Raw genomic sequence first — 16,236 nt, forward strand, 5'->3', positions numbered from 1 at the left:
AGCAAATTTAAGGAAATGTTTGTTAACAATAGGTCAAAGTTTTGCAGGAAAACTGAAATCTCCTATAAACAGCAAAAGCACCTTAAAAGTGCTCTTGTTGTTTTTTGATTTTTTCCAAATTTATTCCAGAAAACGATACCTGTCATCTCTGTTGAAAGCATATTCTTTTCCGTTAAACTTGAGCTTTTCAAATTCTTTTTTCGTTTTCAGATCGCTTTTTTCTTGTACTCCATTTTCTGAATCATCTTCAACTGCTTCTTCATAAGAAAAGTTTTTGGTGATCATTAAATCAAAGTAACCATTTGTTTTTTCGTCAGAAAAACTCATTCCGGTTTCTAGAGTTTCGATCTGAAAAGTACCGCTCCCGTTAGAATCTCCATTCGTCAAGCGAATAGGATATTCGTATAATACTTTTCTGATTTCTTTATTAGCCAAAGTTACCAAAGTGAATTTTTGCTCCGAATACAACACAATTCTACTGCTTGCACTGGCTTCAGTGTAAAAAGCAACTGCAGGAGTTTTTCCGTTTAAAAAAACGAGATCTTTTAAAATATGAGATTTCGAAAATCGAATGGCTTCATTATCGTAATAACCTAAATTATCATCAAATTCTTCGGCAATTACACTTCCATTTTCCCGATTTACAAATAAATACTTACGCTGAAAATAATTGCCTAATTCTGCCTCATCATTCTTTATCGCTTTTTTATTATGTTCGACAATTGTCAAGACAAAAAAAGCGGTTTTATCATCGTAGTTAATCGAACTCGTTTCGCTAATCTTGATAGCAGAATATTTGATTTTGAGATTTGTCGCGACTTTCGAAAGCAAGGGAAGATCCAATTCTGTTGAATCTTCAATTTCATCTGTGTTTTTAAAAATGAGTTTCTTAATCTCCTTTTTATTTAAATCTGAATCTATTTCAGTCTGAGAAAGTAGTTCTTGATTCTGAATTTGCGTTTCGTCTTTGATCTTATCACTTTTCCCGCAGGAAAGTAAAAGCACCAAAATTCCGTTTAAAAGGGCAGTTTTTTTCATAGGTTTTGGTTTATTAGAAAATTTTAGGGCGTTCCAAATATATAATTTTCTTACAAACCATAACAAAAAAACAGAAATTTAATCTCTCTTAATTTCGTGTCCAACAAACTCTTCCAGTGTTTTAAACATTTCTTCAACCGAAAGCACTTCTGTATCAGGATGCGATTTTAAAAACGCCGCATTCAATTCGGCCAGATTTTCATCCAATTCAAAATAAGCGTTATTGTTTAGCAAATCCTTGAAAGCGTTTGGCGCATCGAATTTCTCTTTTAAAAATTTTCCTAATTTGATATTGCTTTGCAAACGAAGTTTTCGGGATTGTTCTTTAAATAATTCTAAGTGTTTTTCGGCGCCAATTAAAGCCAAACCTTCTTCTATTAATTCATTCAATTCTTTATTCCATCCCGAATCATGAACGAATTTTGAAAAATTTCCCTCGGCATATTTAGACGCATAAAAATCCAGATAATAACTCATTAAAGCATCTTCATGAATCAAATCGTCGTCTATTTTTTCTTCACGCATTAAATTGATTACCGAAATATTCGAATTTACAATATCTTGTGGATTTTCACTTTTTGCTGCCGTTTCTGAAATAATGATTTTACCGAATTCCATTTACGTATATATTTAGAGGATTATTTTGCAAAGTTGAGGGAAATTTTTGAGATAACCTTTTTTAAATTTTACTCCAAATAAAAATAGCAATTAATTTTTGGATAAGTTTTTGTAGTTTAAAATTTTACCAAATTGAAATATTCCCATAATAATCCTTAAAATCAGCTAAAATCATGGAAAACATCATTTACAAAAGTTTAATTTCATCTTTAGTCTTAACTAATATCTGGAGCATCATAACATTTTTCATTTATTATTTTGAGAGCCCCGGATTATTTAGAGGATTTGATACATTTTCTTTTTTTCTAATGAGTTGCTGGATAACTGCTGGCATTGGAATTTTATCTATTACACTTTCATTCGTAAGAATTTGGAAATCAAACCAAAAAAAAATTTTTCTTCTTTCAATAAATGGTTTCCTTAATTTGTTTTTTTCAATACTTCTTATTCTAACAGCTTTTTTGGGGATTATAAATTTCGATTACTGTATTATTAACTTATACTTAATCTGTAATTTTCTTATTCCAATTATAATTCTCCTTATTATCAAAAAGAAATTAGAACGAAATGGAAATTAAACAATGTAAATCTTTGACAAATTTTAAAAACTTTTCTAGTATTATGATTGTTTTTCATTTTTCTTAAACAACACACAATTTTTAATCAAAACTTACGTTATGGTTAAATTAGTTTTAAAAAACCTAAACACTTTTTTACGCAACTATTTAAGAACAAATGCATCTATTATAGATAAAGCTTTATACTAAAGTTTCAAAACCAAAACCAAAACCATGAAACAAATTATATTAATTGTTAGTATTCTGCTTGCATTAACTAGTTGCGAAAGTGAAGATTTACCAAACTCTGATGTGCAATTTTCGTTAGTTGCAAAAGGAGATTCTTTTCCAAATGATCAAAGTCTTGCGCCAAGACATTTAATTATTAAAGACCAAAAAAACTGGGATAAACTAGTTAAGGAAATGAATGCTTCAACTAATCTTTCCAAATATTTTAAAGAAAATACTATTGATTTTAGCAAATATCAAATCATTGCTGTTATAGACAAAACGCAAACCAGCGGCGGACATTCTATAGATATTGTTGAAATTAGTGAAAATCGAAATACCATAATTGTAAAAGTCGAAAAACTACAAAACGGTAATAATACTTCCAAATTATCTAGACCTTACGATATTGTAAAAACAGACAAAACAGATAAAAAGGTTATTTTTGAACAGTAGTTATCCTCTATTCTCAACCAATAACTCTTTCAATTCATTCGTTTTTAAATAAGTTGCAAAACGTCCAGCCAAGAGTAGCATTTCTTTTTCTTCAGGTGTTATTTTTAGCTTGGTTTCTACATGAGACGAATATTCATATAACATCAAAAGTTCGGCAGCGCCAAAATCTTTAAACTTTTCTTTGTCTAAACTGGCAAGTTGCAACTCTCCATTTTTGTCTTTTTTAAAACTGTCCGCTCCAAACTTTGCAATCAATTCTGTTCTAAAATCATCATGAAGTTTCAGCCAGCTTGCCGCTTCGTCATCTGTGTTTTTTAATTGCGTAACCAAATCTTCATATTTCTGATTTTTATTAAGTTTTGACAAATAATTCCGTAAAGTTGTAAAACCAATTATCTCATAATTTGAAGTTGGAATTTTATATCTCTCAAGATCACTTTCTACATCTTTTTCAAAAGTAATATATCGCGTTTGAACCGTATATAATGAAGCCGTCTCTAACAAAGAAAGCAATCCGATTTTTCCATCATTTATAAAAGGAGCTTTTTTTCCTTGTCCCAAACAATCGATAAATAGCGCTTTTTTATTTTTGTCTTTGACTTTTGTATCATTATGAAGTAGTTCGATCAAGGTTTCGTAACCCATATTATCAGACGCACCTCCATCAATTACACATAAAATTTTATCTTGATTTTTGATTCCGAATTTAGTTTTTGGAAGAACACCAGGAAAAGCAGAACTTGCTGTAATAGCATAAGTCAAAGGAAAATCATAACCATTGTTAATATAATTTTCGTCAAGCGAAAGTGGCGCTTTATTTGGAGCCAAAGACGAATTGATTTTCAGAGCCCGAATAATATGCGGCATAAACGGAAAACGTTCGCCGTTGTTATAAGCCGTTCCGTTGGCAACCAAAATTGGCAATTGCGGATTCTGTTTACTGTCTTTCGGAATAAAGAAATCAGACAAAAGCATTTGTGTTTTAAACTTATTCTGATTCTCTGGATTAGCGCTGTCATATTGTAAAACCTCCAAATCTAAACGTTGTGCCATAGAGATTTTTTCTCCTTTTTCGTTTCTGCTATTATTCAAAAGCGAGAAAAGATTCGCCGATTTACTGACATCCGATTTGAAGGCATCGGCTTTAGAAAAATAGAATTCGTTGAAGGTGCAATTGTCATATTGCAGTTTATTTTTCAAAATCGTCAAATAATATCCCGCCGAATAACAGCCTCCTGAAACGGTAGAAAAATAATCAACTTCATTTAGAAAATTACGACTCGAATTGTCTTCCTGGATATCTTCTAAACCTAAAAGAACTCCCATACTAAAAAACTGCGCTCGCGATCCTCCGCCAGAAATACCAACTCCTAAAGCAATATTCGGATTCTGGAGTCGGTTATCGCGATCCTGAACCGATTTATATTCATTTAATGCCACTTCAGGAATTGAATTATAATTGATTTCTGAAAAGAGATTTATCTTGTTTTGAGCGATTCCTTTATTCATCAAAACAAGAAAAAAGAATATCGTAGAAAGTCTTTTAAATAGCATAAACCCAAAAATTATTTAAAGCATTTAAAATTAATTGAAATAATTCAAAATGAAATCTTTGTCTATTGATTTTTAACTTTTTCTGATTTTAATTTTTGATTTGAAAACAAACTTTTAATCAAAAAGTAATATTAAAATAACCGTGAAATGTAAAACCTATAAATGAAATACAAGAATAAAGCGTAATTTTATTCCATCTAGAATTGGCTCGGCTACAAAATAGAAGATATGAAGGAAAGAAAAGCATTAGAATATTACGTTTTAGACGTATTCTCAAACGAGAGCTACAAAGGAAATCCACTTTCTGTAGTTTTTACAGATGGAAATCTAAAACTAGAAACCTATCAGGATATTTCTAGAGAATTTCGTTATTCTGAAACCTCATTTGTCTATTATTCTACAAGAGAAAAAGCACTTGTAGTTCGTTCGTTTACTCCAACTGGAATTGAAATAGATGGCGCAGGCCATAATTTATTAGGTGCAGTTTGTGGCGCCCTGCTAAAAGGCATTCCTATTTTTGATGAACAAAATGAAAGTGAGCCTTTTGTAATTATGAAACATTCAGCAATTCCAGTAACGGTAAGTTTTGATTCTGATACTTTTTCGCCAATGGTTCAAATGCATCAAAAATCGGCGGTCATTAAACAAGAGATCCCAACGTATAAAATTGCAGTTGCTTTGGGCTTAAAGATTGAAGATTTGGATGTAAATGCTTTTGTGCCAACAATCGTTAAAACAGAGGTTGCACATACAATGGTTCCTATAAAAAATAGTCAGATACTTAACAGCTTTATTCCTGACAACCAGCTTTTAATTGAAATCTCAAAAGAATATGATTTTGAAGGGTTTTATTGTTTCACTCCAGCTGAAGAAGGTCTAGACCACATAGTAGAAACAAGATTTTTTAATCCCATAATCGGAATAAACGAAGATCCCGCAACAGGAACCGCCGCAGGTCCGTTAATTGGTTTTTTAACGCAAAAGAAATTCACTAAATCTGAAAAAGAATATAAAATTCTTCAAGGCGTAAAATTAAAACAGTCCTCAATGATTGAAGTTATGAATCGTGAAGAAGATATTTTGGTGGGCGGTTCTTCAATTATAACTATGAAAGGAGAACTTTATATATAATTATTTAAAAAACACTAAACGTAATCTTTTTACTACTTTTGTATTTTTTAGAATATTTTATATCATGAATCCGAAAGATCTCATAACTACAAGTATCGAAAAAACTTTACTCGAGCCTTTAACTCAAATTGGATTTACTTTTTCAAAAAGTACTTTAACTTTTAAAAGAAAGGTTGATGAATTTGTCCAAACGATTCATTTTCAGTCAAACAGACATAACCAAGAAAATGTGTCTGCAGAGTTTTGGATCTTTTTTGGAGTTTCGTCGAAGAAATATTTAAAATGGCATCTAAATGAATTTGGAGAAAATGCTATAAATGACAGTTTAGGAGGAGCAATGAATTGGAATATTAAAGGTTGGGAATTTCCAGTCATCAACAGTAAAAAAGAATCTCATTTTCAAATCATAAATGAAAAAGAAAGAGAGAATGTACTTCAAACACTAAAGAATAATGTTTTAAATATAGGAGTTCCATTTTTAGATAATCTCTCAAATTGGGAAAATGCTGCAAATAAATTGGTTGAAGAAAAATGGTTTCATTACAAAGCTTGTGATTTTTTTCTGATTGCTAGAAATAATGAAAAAGCATTTTCGTTATTACAAGAAGGAATTGATTATTGGAATAAAAATCCTAAAGCATCTTTTCCAGACCATAAAGAGAAAATTCAAATTCGATTAGACAAGTATTTTGGATAATTACCTAATTAAAAAAGCTGCATCTAAAAAAGTGCAGCTTTCTTTGTTTTATTTCTTAATTTCCTGTGGTAACGTTTTTTTCTGTTCTGGCGGAATTCGCTTTTTCAGAAACAAAATCTGACCTAAATGACTCGATTGATGTTCCATAACATGAAACCAGCAATATTGGTTTGTCCAATCGTATCTTGTTTGCACTTCTGCAAACCAAGCATCGTCTCTTTTCTTTAATTCTTCAATTGTTTTTGCTCTTACTTCATTGTAGATATCCAAATAATATTGAATATCGTGACCTTTAAATTCATCTCTCCCACCTTGATCCAAATCTAAAGCATTTCCCCACTTTTTCTTTTCTTCTTCATTAAAATCTCTATTTTCAAAAGTAAAGACCTGATAATATTTTTCGGCTGCAGCCAAATGCATTACCAAAGCCCCAATTCGGTTTGCTTCTGCATCATGAAGATAATCAATTTCATATTGGCTCATGTTTTTTACTGTTCTCTCAACACGAGCTTTTAAATCTTCAAGCATAGAAATCATATCTGCAATTTTTGGAGATGCTCCTTCAACATTTCCAATTTTAGCTTCTAATCTTGGTTTTATACCTTTTCCTTCTATAAGCAAACTGTTTTTTCCATCAACACTAGATTTGTCCGAAGTAATTTTATATTCTTTTACTTTAACAATAGCATCGTTACTTATTCCTTGAATCCATTTAGGAATATCTCCATTACTTATCGGACTTTCAAAACTTGAATTTAAAACAGTCACAGGTTCGTAAACCCCTTTATCATTTTCAATAAAAAGTTCAAATTTGTCAAAGTAAAACTTCCCGTCAAATAGACATAAACCTCCAAAACTTAATGATTTACTATTCTTATCGACAGTTCCTTCAACAGTGTATGAATTCCATTCTTTAGATTTTATCGGTCTGTCTCTCATATTATCAAAAAAACCATCTTCATCGTTTTTGGTGTCAACACGAGCCCAAACTCCCGCCCATGATTTTGGTTCTGTAGTTTCGACTTTTACATAAGCAGTTACTTTAAATTTTTTCTTTACAGAAGTCTGAATAGCAATGGTCTGGCTTATAGATGTCCAATCTGTAGAAACTGTTTTTACCGTTTGAGCCTGACTCATACTAAAAAATAAAAACAGCAGTGGTATTATTAGTTTTTTCATTTTTGGAAAATTAATGTTGCTGTAAATGTAATATTGTTTTCCTAAGTAATAACTTACTTTTCAAAAAAAAACTTCATAAAAAAACCGCATCAGGCAGGATGCGGTTTAAAATATTTAAAACTAGAAAAACTTCTTAGTTCGTTTTCATTGGCGGTAAATCAAATGCCTTTGAATCGTGTTCGAAGCTGTTTCGGTGTGCTCCATCGCAAAATGGTTTGTTTGCAGAATGTCCACAACGGCAAAGACCTAATGCAGTTCTTCCTTGTAAGCCGTAAAGTGTTCCTTCTGGATCCATAATTTCGAAATCTCCTTCGATTTTAATTGAACCATTTTTATTGATGATTAATTTAGCCTTGCTCATAAATTTTGTTTTTTTCGACTGCAAAGATTGCGAAATATATTCTCATTTATAAGCGCGAAACGTAGTTTAAACTGGTTCTATTTTATGTGGGTTTTGCTACGAAGACGGGAAGGCACAAAGTTTTATCCCAATCTTGTCATCCTGAGGAACGAAGGATCTCATGCGTAACTCCGCAAAGAATATTCACCAATCTTTGTCGAATTTCTAGTGTAATCCTTCGTTCCTCAGGATGACAAACTACACTATTATTCTAATGTCTTGTAAACAAAATTCTTAAACTTCACACTTCCTTTTCCGATGGAACAAAGACCAATTCTTAATCCTAAAAATCCGCTTAAGACATTATGATTATATCCTGAAACTTCAACTGAATTTTCGATTTTCTTCCAATCTTTTCCATCAATGCTGTAAAACATATCAACTGTATTCTTGATGTTTTTTAGTTTAAGAAAGACTTTTCGCGTATGGGTGTTTTTCTCTGTTGGAAACTGCCAACCTCTTAAATTCGCTAAGATATTATTTTGATCGGCTAATATTCCAGAGTAATATTTATTATCGTAAAAAAGCGTTAATCCGCCAACTGCATTGCCTTCGATTTCCATTTCAACTTCGGCCGAATAAGAATGTCCGCCCGGAACAATTACAAGAGGGGAACTGTTTCCTACTCCATCGCCTTTTCCTTCAATAGTCAAAGTGTTATTAGCAACTTTAAATCTTGAAGCTTCTACTCCGCTATAAAATTTCCATTGCGGTTTAAGAGCCGAACCTTCAAAATTATCACTCAATGAAAATTCAGGAAGCGTTTTGCCTTCTGGTTTTTCAATTGGTTTATCGGTCTCGATATTATCTGGAATTTTATACCAGCCATCTTTTGTCCATTCTACTGGCTGAAGTAACGTTTGACGTCCTAAGTTGTAATAATCTTTTTCGTAACCGTGAAAAATCATCCACCATTTTCCGTTGGCATCTTCAAAAATAGTACTGTGTCCTTTTGACCACCAAGTTTCAGAACTGCTGTTGGTTCTCACAATCGGATTATGAGGCGAGTTTTCCCAAGGTCCAAAAGGCGATTTTGATCTTGCCGAAATAACCATATGACTTGTCGCTGGGCCAGCTGTTCCGCCTTCGGCAACGGTTAAATAATAATATTCTCCTTTTTTGAAAAGTTTTGGCCCTTCCATACAAAAACATTCAATGCTCCATTCGCGCGGAATTTTCCAGCCATCGTAAACATGTTTCAATTCGCTTGTTACCGAAAGTCCATCTTTTGATAAAGCCACATACCCTCCGTTACTAAAATATAAAAATCGATTTCCTTTATCATCAGTAACATGTCCAGGATCGATATTCCCAATTTTCAAATCTACAGGTTCACTCCAAGGACCATTTATAGAATCGGCAGTTACTACAAAATTGGTATTATTCGCAGGAAAATAGATATAATATTTGTTGTTGTATTTAATTAAATCTGGCGCCCAAACCGCTCCAACATATTTATGAAGCGCATTGGCTACTGGTTCCCAATTCATCAAATCGGTCGAATGCCAGATTAAAAGTCCAGGATAATAATCGAAAGAAGAATGCACAATATAATAATCTTTTCCGTCGCGCAATAAACTCGGATCAGGATAATCTCCCGCAAAAATTGGGTTTGAATATTGGTTTTGTTTTAAAATTTTTTCCGGTTGTGACTGAGAATAACCGCAATAAGTAAATAATACTAAAATGGTTAGATATATTTTATTCATGTTTTTGATATTTTTTTCAAATATAGTCAAAAAGACCATAAGTAAAATATGCCACAGATTAAAAGGATTAAAAATGATTTTTAAAGCGTTTGTTAGACTGAACGAAGTCGAATCCTTTCAAAGCACTTTATTTATTGGAGTGAAATAATCTCGCAAAGACGCAGAGTCGCAAAGTTTTTTTTGAATTGCGTCCAGCTTTAGCTGGATGCAATAATACGAATTCTACAAAATGGCTTTAGCCAAATATACGTGTGTTTGGCTAAAGCCGTACCATTTCATATTACATAACCTCCAGCTAAAGCTGGAGGCAATTCACATTAAAAATCTTTTTCAATCCTTTAATCTGTGGCAATAAAAAAACTTTGCGTCTCTGCGACTTTGCGAGAACCAAATTCAAAAAAACCTTAGGAATCTCTGCGTTTTTTCTTCGTGCAACTCTGTGAAAATAGCAGCGAATCTCCACGTAATATTAAAATCTCAATTCTATTGCTTATTTTTGCACTCAATAAAATTGAATTATGATACAAGATCCAAAGAGATATACCATTACGGCGGCATTACCTTACACCAACGGACCTATTCATATTGGTCACTTGGCAGGGGTTTACGTGCCTGCAGATATATATTCTAGATATTTAAGATTGCAAGGAAAAGATGTAGCATTTATCTGCGGAAGCGATGAACACGGCGTTGCAATTTCTATGAAAGCCAAAAAAGAAGGAATTACACCGCAGGAAGTTATTGATAAATATGATGGAATTATCCGTAAATCGTTTTCAGATTTCGGAATTTCATTCAACAATTATTCTAGAACTTCTGCTAAAATTCATCATGATACGGCTTCAGAATTCTTTAGAATTTTGTATGATAAAGGCGATTTTATTGAAGAAGTTACCGAACAATTGTACGATGCAAAAGCAAATCAGTTTTTAGCAGACCGTTTTGTGGTTGGAACTTGTCCAAAATGTGGAAATGATGGTGCTTACGGAGATCAGTGCGAAAATTGCGGTTCTACTTTGAACGCAACTGATTTGATCAATCCGAAATCGACAATTACTGGCGAAACTCCTGTTTTAAAATCAACTAAACACTGGTTTTTACCTTTGGATCGTTACGATGCTTTTTTACGCGAATGGATTTTAGAAGGCCACAAAAACGACTGGAAAACAAACGTTTACGGACAAGTAAAATCTTGGATCGACGCAGGTTTAGAACCTCGTGCAGTAACGCGTGACCTTGATTGGGGAATTGACGTTCCTGTTGAAGGAGCTGAAGGAAAAAAATTATACGTTTGGTTTGATGCGCCGATCGGTTATATTTCTTCTACAAAAGAATGGGCAGCGCGCGAAGGAAAAGATTGGGAACCATATTGGAAAGATCAAGACACCAAATTGGTTCACTTTATTGGGAAAGACAATATTGTTTTTCACTGTATTATTTTCCCAGCAATGTTAAAAGCTGAAGGAAGTTATATTTTACCAGACAACGTTCCGGCAAATGAGTTTTTGAATTTGGAAGGAAACAAACTTTCGACTTCTAAAAACTGGGCAGTTTGGTTACACGAATATTTAGAAGAATTTCCAGATAAGCAAGATGTTTTACGTTATGCTTTAACATCGAACGCTCCTGAAACAAAAGATAACGATTTTACTTGGAAAGATTTCCAAGCTAGAAATAACAACGAATTGGTTGCTGTTTTCGGCAACTTCGTGAACCGTGTTGTGGTTTTAACCAACAAATATTACGAAGGAGTTATTCCAGCGCCAAATGAATTTACAGACGTTGACGAACAAACTTTAGCAGAATTAAAAGCCTATCCAGCTGTAATTTCAAGTTCTGTGGAGCGTTACAGATTCCGTGAAGCTTTGGGTGAGTTGATGAATGTAGCTCGTTTAGGAAATAAATATCTAGCAGACGAAGAACCTTGGAAAGTGATGAAAGACAATCCAGAGCGTGTAAAAACTCAAATGTATGTAGCGTTGCAAATTGCTGCTGCGTTGAGCGTTTTGGCTGAACCGTTTTTACCTTTCACGGCTGCGAAACTTTCTAAAATCTTGAATTTAGGAGATCTTAAAGAACACTTTGCAGGTTTCAGCAAATTCTTGAAAGAGAAAGATCGCGATGCAAAAGACATCATTATCGACAAAACATTAGGTTGGAATGACATTTCTGAAAACTCAGATTTACTTCCGGCTGGACACAAAATTGGCGAGGCAGAATTGCTTTTCGCTAAAATTGAAGACGAAGAAATACAAAAACAAATAGATAAATTGGAAGCAACAAAAACAGCTAATCTTGCCGAAAACAAACAAGCAGAACCGCAAAAAGATTTAATTCAGTTTGAGGATTTTGCGAAAATGGATATTCGTATCGGAACTATTTTGGAAGCTGAAAAAATGCCAAAAGCAAACAAACTTTTGGTTCTTAAAGTAGATACAGGAATTGATGTTCGTACGATTGTTTCAGGAATTGCTGAAAGTTTTTCTCCAGAAGAAATCATCGGAAAACGTGTTTCTGTATTAGCAAACCTTGCTCCAAGAGCTTTACGCGGTGTTGAAAGTCAAGGAATGATCTTAATGACAACAAATGCAGAAGGAAAACTGGTTTTTGTAAATCCAGATGCTGATGCGCCTAATGGATCGACTGTAAACTAATTATTTATATATTTATAAATTGCGTGAGTCGATTAAAATTTAATTGATTCACGCAATTTTCTTTTTTAAACTATACACCAAAAAACTTGAAAAAAATAAACTAAAAATGAAACTCACCAAACCAAGATTAGCTCTAATCTGCGGTATACTTTGCATATCGATTTTTCCGATATTGGTAAAATTACGTTTAACACCAGGATTAATTTCGGCTTTTTACCGAATGTTTTTTGCTGTGGTGTTGCTTTTGCCTTATGTCATTTTCAGTGGAAACTTTAAATTCCCAAAACTAAAATTTGCACTTTTGGCGGTGCTTTGCGGCGTTTTATTTTCGTCGGATGTTGCTGTTTGGAATATCGCCATTCAGGAATCGAGCGCGACTCAGGCTTCGTTGCTGACCAATTTATCTCCGGTTTGGGTTGGAGTTGGTTCTTTCTTTTTTCTGAAAGCGAAACCTGCAACGAATTTCTGGATCGGAACCTTGGTCGCTTTATTCGGAATGGTAACTTTGGTTGGTTTTGAGTTTTTTATCGATTTAAACTTTGATAAAGCATTTCTATTTGCTGTTTTGTCCGGCATTTTGTATTCCATTTATCTTTTGGTCAGCAAAAATGTGCTTTCAGAAGTCGATGTTCTTTCGTTTATGACCATCAGTTTATTTGCTTCAAGCATCTATTTAGGAATTTTATGTTACGCATTAGGCGAACCTTTTACAGGGTTTTCAAATACTGGCTGGTTTGTACTCGTGCTTCAAGCCGTTATTTGTCAATTGTGCGCTTGGCTTTCCATTAGTTATGCCACTCAGCACATGCGTGCAACAAGAGTTTCGCTAAGTTTATTGAGTCAAGCTGTAATTACCTCAATTTTAGCTTGGTTGTTTTTGGAAGAACAAATAACTTTACAAATGGTTTTCGGCGGAATCATTCTGCTTTTCGGAATCCGAATTACTTTTTACGATAAAACCATCTCTTTGAAAGGGCTTTTTTCTAAATAAAGAACAGCTCACAGATTTTCACAGATTTAAAGAATTAACACAGATTATTAATTAATTTTAAAAAAAAGTTCTCACGCAGATTCGGCAGATTAAGCAAATAAAAAATCATTTTAATCCCAATAATCTGTGGCAAAAAAATTAATTTAATTCGTGGCAGGAAAACCTTAAACAAAGAAAAACTTAAACTTGAAACAAAATACTATGTTACATAAAACTAAAATACCAAACTTAAAAGTAATCGCATTTGATGCCGATGATACTTTGTTTGTAAACGAACCTTATTTTCAGGAAACCGAACATAAATTTTGTGCTTTAATGGAAGATTATCTTTCGCATCAAGGCATTTCGCAAGAATTATTTAAAATTGAAATTGCCAATCTGCCTTTGTATGGTTACGGAATTAAAGGTTATATTCTTTCAATGATTGAAGCCGCAATGAATATTTCGAACAAAACAATTCCGGTTGAAGTGATTGAAAAAATCATTCAATACGGAAAAGAATTACTTGAAAAACCAATCGAATTATTAGACGGAGTTGAAGAAACACTTCAGTCTTTGCACGGAAAATACAAATTGGTTGTTGCTACAAAAGGCGATTTAAAAGATCAGCAAAGTAAATTGCACCGTTCTGGATTAGGACATTATTTTCACCACATCGAAGTAATGTCAGACAAACAAGAAATTGATTATCAAAAATTACTTGGACGTTTGGACATTCAGGCGCATGAGTTTTTGATGATCGGAAACTCATTAAAATCAGATGTTTTGCCTGTTTTGGGAATTGGCGGTTATGCCGTTCATATTCCGTTTCACACGACTTGGGAACACGAAAAAATTAATCACACTATAGAACACGAGCATTTTAGTTCATTTGAAACTATTGCGGAAGTGGTTCCGAATTTATTATAATGAAAACACTTTTTGACCTAGAAAATTGGAATAGAAAAGAGCATTTTGCCCATTTTAAACAAATGGAAGAACCCTTTTTTGGAGTAACAGTAGAAATCGACTGTACACAAGCGTATCAAACTGCAAAAAGTTTAAATGCTTCTTTTTTCATTTTCTATTTACATAAAACTTTGGCTGCTGTAAATGCAATCGAAAATTTTAGATATCGCATTTCAGAAAACCAGATTTACATTAATGACCAAATAGATGCTTCTGCTACTATTGGTCGTGAAGATGGTACTTTCGGGTTTTCTTTAATCGAATATCATTCAGATTTTAAAACATTTGAACAAATTGCATTAACTGAAATTGAACGCATTCAAAATACAAGTGGACTTTTTACAAGGTCTTTCGATAATGATAATCTGATACATTTCTCGGCAATTCCGTGGATAAATTTTAGTTCGATTACCCACGCTCGCAGTTTTACATACCCAGACAGCTGTCCGAAAATTTCATTTGGAAAAATGATGGTCAATGAAACTGGCAAAAGAACCATGTCAATGGCTGTTTATGTACATCACGGTTTAATGGACGGAATACATGTTGGCCAATTTATAGATACTTTCCAAGAGCTTATGAATCAATAAAATAAGCGGAATGATTTTTGAGCGTAAAAACATATGAAACAAATCTTCCTTTTTTTGTCTTTAATCTCAAGTACTGTTTTGTTGAGTCAAACAGTAATTCATTCTTATCCCATAGATTTAAAAAACAAAATAGGACAGTCCCAAGTTTTAAATGCCGAAAATACAACAACTCACGATGTTTTTGCTTTCGTCGCAACTCCAGATAGTGTTTCAATATTAAAATACAACAGTGCTTTATTTCTAAATGATCAGTTTATAACTTCTCGAAAATATGTTGAAAACAGATCATTAATGGGGTGCAGTTTTAGCGAAGACGGAAATCCAACCTTATATTGGTTTTCTGGAGAAGAAAAAAACATCATTTTGGTTAAATATTTCATGGAAACCAAGACGTTTAGGGCTTTAAAATTTCCTGTTCCTCTCGACGAACAGTTTATTGTAACACAATATCAGAGAGACAATCATTTCTATTTATTGATGCAGAGCAAAACAAAACAATCCTTAACTGCGTTTGTTTTTAAAAATGGAATAGCCGAAGAAAGGCTTCTTGATTTCAGCCCTTTTGTCTTTCGAGATCGCAAAACCCAGCAAAGAACATTCAATCAGATTCTGAATGAAAATCCTATTGAGAAAATGGATTCTGGAGAAAATAATCCGTTATATAAAGCTACTTCAAAAACTAAAATTTACACGTTGCCTAATCGTTTGATTCTAACATTGGATCAAAGTTTTAGAAAAACACAGCTATTTGACATCAATTTAGATAGTTTGGAGATTACAGAAAAGACTTTTATGAAGCCTATCGGAGAAAAAAATCCAAAAACCTCCAATTCTTTTTATCATGAAAACAAACTGTATCAGATCAATGTTAATGCTGATGAGTTACTATTTGATATCAAAGATTACACATCTGGCGAATCAATAAAAACATTTGCCGTTTCAAAAAAAGATACGATCCGTTTTAGTAATTCGCCTTTGTTAATGCAAATTGAAGATCGCGCGCCCAGACAATTAAAAAACACAGGTAAGTTTTTAAAAGAATTATCCAATCTTGATGCTGGGCTTTCTGTATTTAAAAACAAAAAAAATCTCTTTATAACTTTAGGAGGAACGGGCAGCGATTTAAAAACAGTTTCCATGAGTGGTTTCAATTTTGATGATTTTTTTGGAGATTTTCCTTCTCGCAGCTATTATAATTTAGAAACCAACTATTCTGTCTTTATTGAAAGTATTTGGACCAAAAAACTAGAATTGACGCAAGAAACTCACGAGCCATTTGCAAGTGATAAGATTTATTATTTTTTAGATTCTCATAAAGAAGCTCTCCTTTCCAATACTCTGAAACTAAGTAATTACACCCTTTTAAGTTATTACGACATTGTTACCAAACAGCTTGTCTTGCGTAAATTCACAGACGGATTTAATTAAGACAAATTAGTTATCAGCAACTTACCCCTAAACACGGGCATTATAGTTATTTACAACT

Annotated in this window: 14 protein-coding genes; 8 read left to right on the top strand and 6 right to left on the bottom strand. The window is 33.1% G+C overall.

Features of this window, described 5'->3' with window-relative positions:
• Positions 1-120: 120 nt before the first annotated feature.
• Together OD917_RS11165 and OD917_RS11170 are read right to left on the bottom strand one after the other, a co-directional pair.
• Positions 121-1,038, bottom strand: coding sequence for a hypothetical protein (locus OD917_RS11165; RefSeq protein ID WP_263523601.1), 918 nt, complete (start codon positions 1,036-1,038; stop codon positions 121-123).
• A 78-nt stretch (positions 1,039-1,116) separates the two neighbouring features.
• Positions 1,117-1,656 carry a hypothetical protein gene (locus OD917_RS11170; RefSeq protein ID WP_263523602.1) on the bottom strand — a complete coding sequence of 180 codons (540 nt, stop codon included), beginning with the start codon at positions 1,654-1,656 and terminating at the stop codon, positions 1,117-1,119.
• 791 nt (positions 1,657-2,447) lie between these two features.
• Here OD917_RS11170 and OD917_RS11175 point away from each other — a divergent pair.
• Positions 2,448-2,897: a protease complex subunit PrcB family protein gene (locus OD917_RS11175; RefSeq protein ID WP_111284930.1), complete on the top strand. Its 450-nt coding sequence runs from the start codon at positions 2,448-2,450 to the stop codon at positions 2,895-2,897.
• Here the strand turns inward: OD917_RS11175 and OD917_RS11180 are convergent, their stop codons facing one another.
• Positions 2,898-4,451 carry a patatin-like phospholipase family protein gene (locus OD917_RS11180; RefSeq protein ID WP_263523603.1) on the bottom strand — a complete coding sequence of 518 codons (1,554 nt, stop codon included), beginning with the start codon at positions 4,449-4,451 and terminating at the stop codon, positions 2,898-2,900.
• A 228-nt stretch (positions 4,452-4,679) separates the two neighbouring features.
• On the opposite strand from OD917_RS11180, the gene OD917_RS11185 reads away from it, so the two are divergent.
• Positions 4,680-5,582, top strand: a complete 903-nt coding sequence (locus OD917_RS11185; RefSeq protein WP_263523604.1) for a PhzF family phenazine biosynthesis protein — start codon at positions 4,680-4,682, stop codon at positions 5,580-5,582.
• A 64-nt stretch (positions 5,583-5,646) separates the two neighbouring features.
• The gene (locus OD917_RS11190; RefSeq protein WP_263523605.1) at positions 5,647-6,279 is read left to right on the top strand and encodes a DUF4304 domain-containing protein; all 633 of its coding nucleotides are present in this window, start codon (positions 5,647-5,649) and stop codon (positions 6,277-6,279) included.
• A gap of 48 nt (positions 6,280-6,327) precedes the next feature.
• Here the strand turns inward: OD917_RS11190 and OD917_RS11195 are convergent, their stop codons facing one another.
• From OD917_RS11195 to OD917_RS11205, 3 genes are all read right to left on the bottom strand, one after another.
• Positions 6,328-7,458 (bottom strand): DinB family protein, encoded by a 1,131-nt coding sequence (locus OD917_RS11195; protein WP_263523606.1) that lies wholly within the window; start codon positions 7,456-7,458, stop codon positions 6,328-6,330.
• 133 nt (positions 7,459-7,591) lie between these two features.
• Entirely contained in the window at positions 7,592-7,819 is a 228-nt protein-coding gene (locus tag OD917_RS11200; protein ID WP_263523607.1) for a CDGSH iron-sulfur domain-containing protein, read from the bottom strand.
• A 245-nt stretch (positions 7,820-8,064) separates the two neighbouring features.
• Entirely contained in the window at positions 8,065-9,567 is a 1,503-nt protein-coding gene (locus OD917_RS11205) for a family 43 glycosylhydrolase (RefSeq protein WP_263523608.1), read from the bottom strand.
• A 518-nt stretch (positions 9,568-10,085) separates the two neighbouring features.
• Here OD917_RS11205 and metG point away from each other — a divergent pair.
• From metG to OD917_RS11230, 5 genes are all read left to right on the top strand, one after another.
• Positions 10,086-12,221 (top strand): methionine--tRNA ligase, encoded by a 2,136-nt coding sequence (gene metG / locus OD917_RS11210; RefSeq protein WP_263523609.1) that lies wholly within the window; start codon positions 10,086-10,088, stop codon positions 12,219-12,221.
• 106 nt (positions 12,222-12,327) lie between these two features.
• On the top strand, positions 12,328-13,212 hold the full coding sequence (locus tag OD917_RS11215; protein WP_263523610.1) for a DMT family transporter: 885 nt from the start codon (positions 12,328-12,330) through the stop codon (positions 13,210-13,212).
• 201 nt (positions 13,213-13,413) lie between these two features.
• Positions 13,414-14,121, top strand: a complete 708-nt coding sequence (locus tag OD917_RS11220) for an HAD family hydrolase (RefSeq protein ID WP_263523611.1) — start codon at positions 13,414-13,416, stop codon at positions 14,119-14,121.
• A complete protein-coding gene (locus tag OD917_RS11225) occupies positions 14,121-14,750 on the top strand; it encodes a chloramphenicol acetyltransferase (protein WP_263523612.1) in 630 nt (209 codons plus the stop codon). The genes OD917_RS11220 and OD917_RS11225 overlap by 1 nt, the downstream gene beginning before the upstream one ends.
• A 33-nt stretch (positions 14,751-14,783) precedes the next feature.
• Positions 14,784-16,178 (top strand): hypothetical protein, encoded by a 1,395-nt coding sequence (locus OD917_RS11230; protein ID WP_263523613.1) that lies wholly within the window; start codon positions 14,784-14,786, stop codon positions 16,176-16,178.
• The last annotated feature ends 58 nt before the right edge of the window (positions 16,179-16,236 follow it).

Origin of the sequence: Flavobacterium sp. SH_e (genome assembly GCF_025717045.1) — a bacterium.
GTDB lineage: Bacteria > Bacteroidota > Bacteroidia > Flavobacteriales > Flavobacteriaceae > Flavobacterium.